At 30.2% G+C, this 12202-nt stretch carries 9 protein-coding genes and 1 pseudogene; 9 read left to right on the top strand and 1 reads right to left on the bottom strand.

Annotated features, from left to right (window positions below):
* Positions 1-61: 61 nt before the first annotated feature.
* From FFM66_RS11135 to FFM66_RS11095, 9 genes are all read left to right on the top strand, one after another.
* Positions 62-1030 carry a substrate-binding domain-containing protein gene (locus FFM66_RS11135; RefSeq protein ID WP_137605947.1) on the top strand — a complete coding sequence of 323 codons (969 nt, stop codon included), beginning with the start codon at positions 62-64 and terminating at the stop codon, positions 1028-1030.
* 11 nt (positions 1031-1041) lie between these two features.
* Complete coding sequence (locus tag FFM66_RS11130) at positions 1042-1749, top strand: hypothetical protein (protein ID WP_137605946.1); 708 nt, start codon at positions 1042-1044, stop codon at positions 1747-1749.
* A 108-nt stretch (positions 1750-1857) separates the two neighbouring features.
* Entirely contained in the window at positions 1858-3138 is a 1281-nt protein-coding gene (locus FFM66_RS11125; RefSeq protein WP_137605945.1) for an ABC transporter substrate-binding protein, read from the top strand.
* Positions 3139-3211: 73 nt separating this feature from the next.
* Positions 3212-4063 carry a carbohydrate ABC transporter permease gene (locus FFM66_RS11120; protein ID WP_137605944.1) on the top strand — a complete coding sequence of 284 codons (852 nt, stop codon included), beginning with the start codon at positions 3212-3214 and terminating at the stop codon, positions 4061-4063.
* 1 nt (position 4064) lies between these two features.
* A complete protein-coding gene (locus FFM66_RS11115) occupies positions 4065-4883 on the top strand; it encodes a carbohydrate ABC transporter permease (protein ID WP_137605943.1) in 819 nt (272 codons plus the stop codon).
* Positions 4884-4901: 18 nt separating this feature from the next.
* Positions 4902-7955 carry a glycoside hydrolase family 2 TIM barrel-domain containing protein gene (locus FFM66_RS11110; protein ID WP_137605942.1) on the top strand — a complete coding sequence of 1018 codons (3054 nt, stop codon included), beginning with the start codon at positions 4902-4904 and terminating at the stop codon, positions 7953-7955.
* A gap of 15 nt (positions 7956-7970) precedes the next feature.
* Positions 7971-9119, top strand: coding sequence for a galactonate dehydratase (gene dgoD / locus FFM66_RS11105; protein ID WP_137605941.1), 1149 nt, complete (start codon positions 7971-7973; stop codon positions 9117-9119).
* Between the two features lie 3 nt (positions 9120-9122).
* On the top strand, positions 9123-10085 hold the full coding sequence (locus tag FFM66_RS11100; protein ID WP_137605940.1) for a sugar kinase: 963 nt from the start codon (positions 9123-9125) through the stop codon (positions 10083-10085).
* A gap of 76 nt (positions 10086-10161) precedes the next feature.
* Complete coding sequence (locus FFM66_RS11095) at positions 10162-10713, top strand: bifunctional 4-hydroxy-2-oxoglutarate aldolase/2-dehydro-3-deoxy-phosphogluconate aldolase (protein ID WP_171000838.1); 552 nt, start codon at positions 10162-10164, stop codon at positions 10711-10713.
* 293 nt (positions 10714-11006) lie between these two features.
* Here the strand turns inward: FFM66_RS11095 and FFM66_RS11090 are convergent.
* Positions 11007-12093: pseudogene (locus tag FFM66_RS11090) on the bottom strand (IS3 family transposase).
* Positions 12094-12202: the final 109 nt, after the last annotated feature.

The following is a 12202-nucleotide window of genomic DNA, read 5'->3' as shown; positions in this document are numbered from 1 at the left end:
ATATAAAAAAAGTAGTATATTTTTATAATAGAGATAATTATTTTAAGGAGGCAATTATAAAATGACAACGCTTAAAGATGTAGCAGAATTAGCAGGGGTTTCAATTGCAACAGTATCTCGAGTTTTAAATAGTGATACTACATTAGTAGTTAGTAATTCAACTAGAAAAAAAGTTTTCATTGCTGCAGAACAATTGAATTATACAAAGTATAAACAAAATTTGGTGTCTGTTGGAGCTACATTTTGCCTCATAAGCCAATTTGATGAAGAGGAAGAATTAGAAAATTTATATTATTTTTCAATTGTTTTAGGAATAGAGAAAAGATGTAAAGAAATGAATATTAATTTAAAAAAAATTGTAATTGATCAATTAAGTTATCAAAAAACTGATGGACTTATTGCGGTTGGTTATTTTTCTGATCAAGACATTGCAAAAATGGAAAATTATTCGGATTATACTATTCTGGTAGATTTTGAGGTTGAGGGATTCAATTCTTTACTAGTTGATTATGAACAAGCTGCTAAAGCCGTTATAAATCATATTAAAGAAAAAAAAATAAAAAATATTTATATTTTAACAGAAGAGAAATTTAATAACGATTTTTTGGAAGATAAAAAAGTTATGTTTTTAGAAAATCTGTTGAAAAAAGAAGATCAAATAGAAATTTTAACAATTTTATATTGTGCAAGTAGTGAAGTATCAAGTTTTAATCTAGTGACAGACTTTTTTAGTACTAATAAAATAAACGATAGTTCAGTACTATTAACTGTCACAGATACACTGGCTGTAGGAGCAATACGTGGATTACAAGAAATGGGGTATGTCATTCCCGACAACATTGGAGTGATTGGTTTTAATGATTTAAGTATTGCAAAATATATTTATCCTTCTTTAACCACAGTTCGTGTTTATAGTGAATGGATGGGAAGCTTAGCTGTAAGCACGTTGATTGATATTGTTAATAATAAACCACCAGTATCAAAAAAAATTATTGTATCGACAGAATTAATTAATCGGCGATCATGTTAGGAGAGATTTATATGAAAATTACTAAGAGAGTGCAAATTTTGAATCAATTAAAACTTTTCCAATTAACTAAAGAACAAATTATTTTTTTAGATGAAATTATTCAAAAATTAAAAAATAATATTTCGGTGCAAAAGGAAATTAAATTAGAAAATCATTCTTTTTCAAATGAGTATCTAGGTGTTTGTAATATTTTATTAGAATTAAAAATTCAAAGTGAAGATAATGGCACTATTAAAATTGCTAATACTTTTAAAGCAGTTGAATTTTTAAAAACTAATAATATAGTACTTAATATTAACCAAGAATCAAATAAAGTATTTAATATTCTTTTTCATAATATTAAATTACAAGAATTATTTATTTATTCGAAATTGGAAAGTAAATATTCTAAAGCGTTTTTCCTTTTTTTATTAGAAGCTGAAAAAGAAAGTATTACTATAGATTTTCAATTATTTAAAGAAATTTTTGAAGTACCTAAAACTTATCGAATGATCGATTTAGATAAAAGAGTATTAGATGTCATCGAAAAAGATATGTCATCTATATATAAGGAATTTTATATCAAAAAAAATAAAAAAGGAAGAGGGGGTAAAGTACAATCACTTTCGATATATAATGACTTGAAATACAGTGAAAATAGTGATATATCAGAAAAGATTATGGAGGGGAATTTAATTATTAATGAGCAAATATTAATTAATAAATTAGAAGATTTGTAAATGTAAAATTTTACTTAAATTTTACATGTTTCTTTTACTGAAAATTGTTAGCGTTTCCTAACGAAGTGGTGTTATACTCACCTTATCAAATTAAGGGGGTTCAACCTGATGAAAAAAATAGTTAAATCGTTATTATTAGTTGGCTTGGCTTTAAGTATTACTGCGTGTGGAACATCGAAGAAAGAAAGTGGAGAGGAAAAAAACAATAAATTAACAGTTTGGGCTTGGAATACCAATGTACCAATTATTGAAAAAGCTGGAGAATTGTACAAAGATAAAAATAAAGATTTTGAATTAGAAATAGTAGAAATTGCTAATCAAGATGTTTATAAAAAAACGACTACAGGTTTACAGGCAGGTGGAAAAGGATTGCCTGATATAGTATTAATTGAAGATGATAAAGTTCCAGAATATGTAAATAATTATCCAGACTCATTTGTAAATTTGTCTGAAGAAGGATTTTCTAGTCATGAATCAGAGTTTCCTGAATTCAAATTGAATGTTGGAAAGAATGATTCGGGGGATATTTATGCAATTCCATTTGATGTAGGTCCAGTAGCAGTCTTTTATAGAACAGATTTATTTAAAGAAGCTGGTATTGATGTAGAAAAAATTATTACATGGGATGATTATATCTCAGCCGGGAAAGTTTTGAATGAAAAAACGGGTGCTAAATTAGTACCTATTGAAGAGGATACTAATGATATCTTCTATAGAATTATGATGAACCAACAAGGAACGTACTATTTCAATAATGATAATGAACTAGCATTTACTAGTAAAGAATCAATTAGATCCATGGAAATGATAAAAAAATTAGTAGATTCTGGTGTGACAGAAAGTGTTTCTGATTGGAATGGACAAACAGCTTCATTTGTTAATGGTGATGTAGCAACACTACCTAGTGGGGCTTGGTTATCCAGTACAATCATGGCTGAAGCAAAAGATCAAAGTGGAAAATGGGGAGTTTTCCCATTGCCTGTATTTACTGATAATAATGTCAGCGTAGCAGCTTCAAATGCTGGTGGAAGTAGTTTTTTAATACCTAGCTCAGGAGAAAATAAAGAACTAGCTTACGAATTTATGGAATTCTTTGCATTGTCAGAAGAAGTGCAAGTTACAGCTATGGCAGACGGAATATTCCCTTCTTTAATGAGTTCTTATGAAACAGATAAACTACCTGAAGAAACATTAACTTACTTTGGTGGACAAAATATTTATGAGTTTTTTGGTAATGAATTGTCAGAAGTTCCTTTAAGAAAATATAATCAATACTCAGCAGAAGCGAAAGAACAAATAAAAATTGCACAATCATTAATTCTTGACGGTAAAAATATTGAAGAAGCATTGAAAAATGCAAATGATGAATTGAAAAACCAGATTGAATAGAATTAAAATTTTGATACCGCAATTTTTACAAGAATTGCGGTATTTTTATGAAAATTAAAGAAGGAGTGAGCAAATGTTTCAAAATAAAAAATTTCCTTATTTAATGATCTTTCCTGTAGTGCTTTTATTTTTAGCATTTACATTATACCCAATAATTTATTCATTTATTTTAAGTTTTCAATCTATGGTTGCAGGAAAATATCAATTCGTAGGATTTAATAATTATCAAAAAATATTAGGAGATAAAACATTTTGGCTATCTTTAAAAAATACTTTAATAATTTTAGTAGTACAAGTTCCGATAATGCTTTTTTTAGCATTAATTTTGGCTAATGCTCTAAACAGTAAATTAATTAAATTAAAGGCTATTTATAGGGTTGGTTTTTACTTGCCAGCTGTAACATCTTTAGTAGCTACTTCATTGCTTTTTTCAATTTTACTTCAAAAAAATGGATTAATTAATGGGTTGCTTGCAGGAATAAACATTGAACCAATACCTTGGTTATCTGATGCTGTATGGGCAAAGATATCAATTATTATTACAGTAACTTGGCGATGGACCGGTTATAATATGGTGATTTACTTGGCAGCATTACAAAATATTTCAGAAGAACTTTATGAAGCTGCATCAATTGATGGAGCAAATAAAATACGACAATTTTTTAGTATAACCGTACCACAATTACGACCAGTAATTTTATTTACTACAATCTTTTCAACAATTGGTACACTTCAATTATTTGATGAACCTTTTAACTTAACGCAGGGTGGACCAGCTAATGCAACTAAAACTTTAGGATTATATATTTATGAAACGGGATTTAACTTTTCTAGATTTGGTTATGCTTCAGCACTATCTTATGTTGTTGTGATGATTGTTATAGTTTTATCTTTAATTCAAAGTAAGTTAACAAAGGAGAAATAGAATGTTAAAAAAATCTAAGAGCATAGGTAAATATGCATTACTAAGTATTTTTCTGTTATTCTCAATTTTTCCCTTTTATTGGATGGTAATTGGAGCAACGAATGAATCAAGTAGCATGTTTGCATATCCACCAAATTTTTCACTAGGAACAAAAATTATTGAGAATTTTACTAATCTTGACTCTAGTATAGGTATTACAAGAGTTCTAATAAATTCGTTAGTGGTTTCTCTAATTACATTAGTTTTATCATTGTCAATCAGTACAATGTGTGCGTACGCACTATCGAAATTTAAATTTAAGGGTGCTAATCTTTTATTGGGAGTTTTATTAGTTGCTCAGATGATACCTATGCAGACAAAAGTTGTTCCATTGTTTAGTTTAATGGTTAATTTAGATTTGTTAAATAGTTATTTTGCTCTCATTGCACCTAATCTAGTTTACCCATTGGGAATTTTGTTATTGAAGCAAAGTTTCGAGGCAATGCCTGAAGTGATTTTAGAATCTGCGAGATTAGATGGTGCATCTGAATTTTATATTTTTTGGAAGATAGTATTGCCGCCTATGAAGCCTTCCCTTGTTTCAGCTGCAATTTTAATTTTTATGAATTCTTGGAATAATTTTATGTGGCCATTAGTAGCTACTACATCCAGTGATATGTACACATTTCCAGTAGCGCTATCTAGCTTATCAAGTGCAACATATACAGATTTTGGTCAAATGATGATGGGATTATCAATTGCAACTATTCCAATAGTAATTTTCTTTTTAGTATTACAGAAACATTTCATTTCAGGAATGTTAGGAAGTGCTGTTAAATAAATAAGGAGGGACAAGATTTTGAACAAAATAAATACACCAAGCTTCATTAGTCAGAATGTGGAGTATCCACATGCAGATTTTATACCTGATACTTATTTTAAGTATGTAAAAAATGGGATTGAAAAACCTGAAAATCAAGAAAATTTTCAATTTTTGAATGGTGATTGGAATTTTCGCTATTATCAATCACCAGTATCCAATCAAGAAATTAATGAAGATAATCAACAAGAAAATTGGAACAAAATTTCAGTGCCGGGTCATTGGGATTTACAAGGTTTTGGTAAACCTCAATATACTAATGTTTCGTACCCATTCCCAGTTAATCCACCGTATGTACCTGACATGAATCCTACAGGAGTTTATGAAAGAGAAGTAACAATTTCTGAGAAAGCAATATTAGACAAACAATGTTTTATTAGATTTGAAGGTGTAGATAATTCTTTTGAACTTTGGATAAATGATAATTATGTAGGTTTTAGTAAAGGAAGTCGGATGCCTGCGGAATTTAATCTAGATAACGTAATTAAGAGTGGCTTGAATAAAGTAAGAGTAATTGTTTATAAATGGTCAGATTCTTCATATTTAGAGGATCAAGACATGTGGTGGTTGAGTGGGATTTTTAGAGATGTTACTCTATTGTTTAGACCCAAAAAATTTATTCGAGATTATTTCGTAGATGCTGATTTATCAGATGACTATTTAGATGGGCTTTTTGGATTAACAATAGATTTAAACGAAAAATCTGATGAAATTCTTGAAATAGAATATAAACTATATGACAATCAAAAATTAGTAATGAGTCAATCAAAGAAAAGTAAAGAAAAACAGATTTGTTTTACTGAAACAATTTTAAAAAATGTAAAATCATGGAATGCAGAAAATCCTATTCTTTATAATCTAGTTATTTTGCTAAAAAATAAAAATGGGGATTTAATTGAATCCGTTCAAGAAATTGTTGGATTTCGAAAAATAGAGTTAAAAAATCGCAGTATTTTAATTAATGGGAAAATAATTAAATTTAAAGGTGTAAATCGTCATGATAGTTCTCCAACAACTGGCAGAGCAGTCACTTATGAAGATATGATAAAAGACATAGAGATGATGAAACAAGCAAATTTTAATTCAGTTCGTAGTTCTCATTATCCTAATCAAGCTATTTTTTATAAACTTTGTGACTATTATGGATTATATGTGATTAATGAAGCTGATATAGAAACACATGGATTTGAAAAAATTGGTAATGTTCATTATTTAAGTGATAATCCAGAGTGGGAAGAAGCGTATTTGGATCGTATGAGAAGAATGGTTGAGAGAGATAAAAATCGACCAAGTATAATCTTTTGGTCTTTAGGAAATGAATCAGGTGATGGTATTAATCATATAAAAATGACAGAATGGGCTCAGAAGCGTGACCCTAAAAGATTAATTCATCATGAAGGAGAATCCCGAACAAAAGAAGATTTTTTTAAAAAACAATATACGAAAGATTCTTTGCTATCAGCTATCAATTCATCTATGTATACATCAATTGAAGATCTTGTAAAAATTGGAGAAAATAAAGATTTAAAAAAACCACATTTACTATGTGAATATGGCCATGCAATGGGTAATGGTCCAGGAGGGTTAGAAGACTATTGGGATACATTCAACAAGTATGAACATTTGCAAGGCGGATTTATTTGGGAATGGAGTGACCAAGGCTTGCTGACAAAAAATGAATCGGGACAATCATTTTTTGGATATGGTGGTGATTTTGGAGATTATCCTAATGACTATAATTTTGTTATTGATGGACTGGTTACCCCAGACAGATTGCCTTCACCAGCATATTGGAATATTAAAAAGGTTCAGGAACCAGTAAAAATAGAGTTTTTAAATAATCCTGAAGAGCTAATAATAAATTTAGTTAATTTGTATGATTTTACAAATTTAAATCATTTACAAGCAACTTGGAATTTAGAATTGGATAATGTAACTAAACTCTCAGGAGAATTAGATTTAAATGAAATTGAAGCTAAAGATAGTCGTTCTTTTAAAATACCAATTAACAATCAAGTCACATTCCAAAATTTAGCAACTTTTTCTGTTGAAATAAAATTATCAAAAAATACTTTATGGGCTAAAGAAGGGCATATTGTTGCTTGGAATCAATTAGATGTTAGTTCTATTTTAAAGAAAACCAAAAATAAGATTGCTCCATTATTGGGAAAATTGGAAGTTCGTGAGACAGAAAAAGAAATTCACATATTTTCACTGGAAAATGAATTAATCATTGATAAAGTTAATGGTAAAATTAGTAATTGGAAATTCAATGGAAAAGAATTATTGCTTGAAAACCCTAAGTTAAATTTATGGCGTGCTATGACTAATAATGATTTTAAATCTGAAATTGAATGGAAAAAGTATGGTGTTCATCAATTAGAACATCAAACAAGGAAAGTGGAAATAAATGAATTAAATGAGGAAAAATTAGAATTTTCTATTCATCAATTTTATGGAAGTCCAGGAATTGCTTGGGGAATTAATGTAGTTTTTACATTTAAAATTACTAATGATGGAAAAATTACTATGAAAATAAAAGGTATTCCTTTAGAAAATGGACCAGAAACACTCCCGAGAATTGGAATAGAAATTCAACTTACTAATATTTTCAAACGAACTCAGTGGATTGGACGAGGTCCGCATGAAAGTTATCCTGATACACAAGTATTTAATAAACTTGGCTATTTTGATAAACAGATAGATGAATTAAGTTTTGATTATATTTACCCTCAAGAGAACGGAAATCGAAGTGAAGTTCAGATCCTTAATATTTTAGGAGATAGTAAAGTAAATCTTGAAATAACAGGTAAAGAAAAATTTAATTTTAGTGCTCGCTATTATTCACAAGAGAATTTAGATGAAGCACAGCATCAATATGAATTAGAAAAAGGAGAGGGCATATATTTATATCTTGATAAAAAACAACATGGAATTGGTTCTGCTTCATGTGGCCCTGATGTTTTAGAGAAATATAAAAATTACACAAAACCTTTTGAATTTGAATTGTCTTTTAATGTAAAGCATTGTTAATGAAAGGAAAACATAATGAAAATTAAAACTATTGAATTATTTAAAGTACCACCACGTTGGCTATTCTTAAAAATAACTACTGATGATGGATTAGTTGGTTGGGGTGAACCAGTTGTAGAAGGTAGAGCTGATACAGTTGCAGCTGCAGTTAAAGAACTGAGTTATTATTTAATTAATCAAAATCCAATGAATATTGAGGATTTATGGCAACAAATGTATCGAACAGGTTTTTATAGAGGAGGGCCAATTTTAACAAGTGCTATTTCAGGTATTGAACAAGCATTATGGGATATAAAAGGAAAATATTTGGGGGTTCCAGTTTATGACCTTTTAGGTGGTCCTTGTCGAGATAAGATAGAAGTTTATAATTGGATAGGTGGAGATCGTCCATCAGAAGTAGGAGAAGAGGCAAAGAAACAAATAGAGGCTGGATTTAACGCTGTTAAAATGAATGCATCTGAGGAAATGCATTATATTGACACTTTTGAAAAAGTAGAATCAGTTCTAGAAAGGGTAGATAGTGTTAGAAAAGCTGGAGGTAAAGGATTTAAAATAGGAATTGATTTTCATGGTAGAATTCACAAATCAATGGCTAAAATTTTAGCTAAAGAATTAGAGGTATATCATCCTATGTTCATAGAAGAACCCGTTTTAGCTGAAAATAATGAAGCACTTAAAACTATCTCTAATCATACAACAATTCCAATTGCTACGGGGGAAAGAATGTATACAAGGTGGGGATTTAAAGATATCCTACAAGAAGGCTATGTAGATATTATTCAACCAGATGTTTCACACGCTGGTGGGATTTTGGAAACTAGAAAAATTGCAGCTATGGCAGAAGCCTATGATGTAGCATTAGCTCCACATTGTCCTCTGGGGCCGATTGCTTTAGCTGCCTGTGTTCAAGTAGATGCTTGTTCTCCCAATGCATTTATTCAAGAGCAAAGCCTAGGTATTCATTATAATAAAGGAAATGATATTTTAGATTATATAAATAATCCTGAAGTATTTAGTTATCAATACGGTTTTATCTCACTGCCTAAAAAACCAGGATTAGGTATCGATGTAAATGAAGAAAAGATTAAAGAAATGTTAAAAGTATCGCATGATTGGAAAAATCCTATTTGGCGAAATACAGATGGTACAGTTGCGGAGTGGTGACAAATGAAAAAAAAATTAGATTTAGTAACAATTGGTGAATCAATGGTTGTTTTAACAAGTACTAAACAAGGATACATGAGATATAATACTCATTTTGAAAGATCTTTTGCAGGTTCAGAGATGAATGTTGCAGCTGGTGTTAGTAGAATGGGACATCATTCTGGTTGGATTAGTAGGATTGGTAAAGATGAATTTGGCAAAGCTTTAAAGTCATTTGCATCTAGTGAAGGAATTGATGTATCTCAAGTAACAGAAGTAAGTACCAATAAAACTGGGTTGATGTTTAAAGAATATATTAGAGAAAATAAAATGAAGATTGCTTATTATCGAGATTATTCAGCCGCTTCAACTATAGAGACTAAAGATATAAAAGAGGAGTACATTAAATCAGCAAAGTATTTATTTGTTTCAGGAATTACGCCACTCTTAAGTGAGTCTTGTTACGAAGCAGTAATGAAAAGCATTTCTATAGCTAAAAAAAATAATGTTAAAGTCATTTTTGATCCTAATATTCGAAAAAATCTTTGGACATTTAATGAATCTCGTAGTAAATTTTTTGAAATATTGAAATTAAGTGATATTTTTTTACCAGGTTTAATAGAAGCTGAAATATTATTTAATACTAGAGATGTTGAAACTTTAGCAGATTTAATTTTAAAAGAAGGCCCTAACTTAACAGTAATTAAACTTGGAGCTGAAGGTGCCTATTATGCTAGTTCTGATGAAAGTAATTATGTAAAAGGTTTTAAAGTAGAAAGAATTGTTGATGCTGTAGGAGCAGGTGATGCTTTTACTGCAGGGCTTGTAACAGGATTGATCGAAGGGTTATCTTTAAAAGAGAGCGTTGTTAGAGCCAATGCTTTTGGTGCAATTGTTACTCAAGTTAAAGGAGACATTGAGGGAATACCAACAGTTGATGATTTAAGACATTTTTTAAATGATAATGACGAAGATATAGAAAGGTAGTGAGAATGTGAAAATGGAAGATTTTCCTAAAATTACTTTTATTTTCAGAAATTATTCATATGAAGAGGTTGCTACAGTGGCTAAGATCATTTCAAATGCTGAAAATAGATATGGAGTGGAAATCCCTCTAGCTAATGATGAAGCAATTGGGATTATCGAAAAATTAAAAAATAATTTCCCTGATTTAATAATTGGCGCAGGTACTGTCATTAACTATGAACAATTAAAATCAGTTCATGAAAAAGGTGTTAAGTTTGTTTTGTCGCCTGTTAAAATGACAGAAAAAATGTTAGATTATTGCAAAAAAAATCAAATTATATCTGTTCCAGGTGTTTTTTCTCCTTCCGAAATAAATGAAATGAAGGAGCTTAATGCTGATATTATCAAGGTTTTTCCAGTTAAGGTATTAGGGGAAACATTTTTAAAAGATGTTCAAGCACCTTTAGGTGAACTGCCTTTAATGGCAGTGGGTGGAGTAAATTCTGAAAATGCTTCTTTTTTCTTAAAAAATGGTGCTAATTATTTGGGAATAGGTTCAGGGGTTTTTAAAAAAATAGATTTAGAAATGCAAAATTATGAAAATTTGAAAAAAAGTTTAGCTATTTTTGAGAAGAATTTAAAAGAATGATTAAAAAGCCTCGAAAACCCAATTCGGATTTTCGAAGCTTTTTTTATCTATAAAGGGATTAGAAAATATTTGGCTTTCAAAAGATCGTTAGATCAATCATTTGAGGGTCTGGCTCCTATGTCAATACTCCGAACAAAAAAAGTCGAAAGAATTGCTTAATACTTGTTAAAAATAATTTATGAAGAGAAATTGTGGTCCAGTGACTCTAATTTAAGCGGTACTTTTATCTATGATCAAAAGAAAAGGCACTTAAATAACCCTTTCAATAGTCTTTTTTTGAAACGGGAGATTTGCTAAGCTATAAGAGAAATTCGATCATTATTGTACCAACGAATGTAACTGTCAATACCAGCAATCGCTTCGTCAAGTGTTTTAAATGACTGAAAATTGACATATTCCCGTTTTAAAATTGAGTGGAAGCTTTCTATTCTAGCGTTGTCCCCTGGACAACCTTTTCTTGAATAAGAGTGCTTTATTTTTTTATTCTTTAACGTCTGATTAAACAAGTCGCTTGTATATTGGCTCCCCATGTCGCTGTTTACAATTTTTATTCCTTGTGACCGTAAATCTACTTTTTCTAGCACACTTGTTGCTAGTTCTTTTGTCATATTTTCACCAACTTTATGAGAGATAACCCTTCGGGTTTCTGGATGATAGAGACTAGCTAAATACACCCATTTTCCTCTCACTGGAATATCCGTAATATCGGTTAAAAGAACCTTTGACCAGTCACTCTTTTTTCTTATTAGATTAGGTAACTGAGCCACTTCATTATATAAGATTTAGGTTTTTTCATTTTTTTTATCATCCGAGATTGAATTCCTAATTCACGCATAAGACGGTAAATAAGGTAACGGCTGACAGGTATATTCAACTCTTCTTTAAAAAATTTTGTCATTCTTGGGTATCCATACATTGGGTAAATTAACCAGGATTTTAATACCTGTTCTTTTATCTGTTGCCGTCTGGTCATGCGTTCACTTGGCTTCCAGTTAAAATACCCATAATAGGTAGTTCTAGGTATTTTAAGGACTGTTAAAATACGAGTAATGCGGTGCTTTGCCTATAAATTGGCACGGACGACTCGTAAGACAGTTGCTCGTCCTTTGAGCATTAATTCTTTGCCAAAAGCACCGCCGCTCGCTTTAAAATATCAATTTCCTCTTTTAACTGTTTATTTTCCTTCAACAGCTCTCGTTCTTTTATTGAAAGAACATTTCGATCAAATGGATCTGCCTGACGTATCCATTTAGAAAGTGTAGAGACACTGACATTGTATTCTTTTGATAGTGAGTTCGCAGACCGACCGGTCTGATTAAGTGATATCATGGATTCTCTAAATTCTTTTGAATATCTTGTCGCTGTGTTTTTTGTCTGCATAATAAAAAGCTCCTTTAATAGATTATATCGAACAACTTGTCCGTATTTCTAGTATAGGAGCCCTCTTCATTATCAAACAAACTTTCTTCTATTGCCTGCTTTTTAATTC

Source organism: Enterococcus songbeiensis (assembly GCF_005405265.1).
Taxonomy (GTDB): Bacteria; Bacillota; Bacilli; order Lactobacillales; family Enterococcaceae; genus Enterococcus_C; species Enterococcus_C songbeiensis.
The sequence above is the reverse complement of the archived record's forward strand: the minus strand, read 5'-3'. Positions and strand labels throughout refer to the sequence as shown.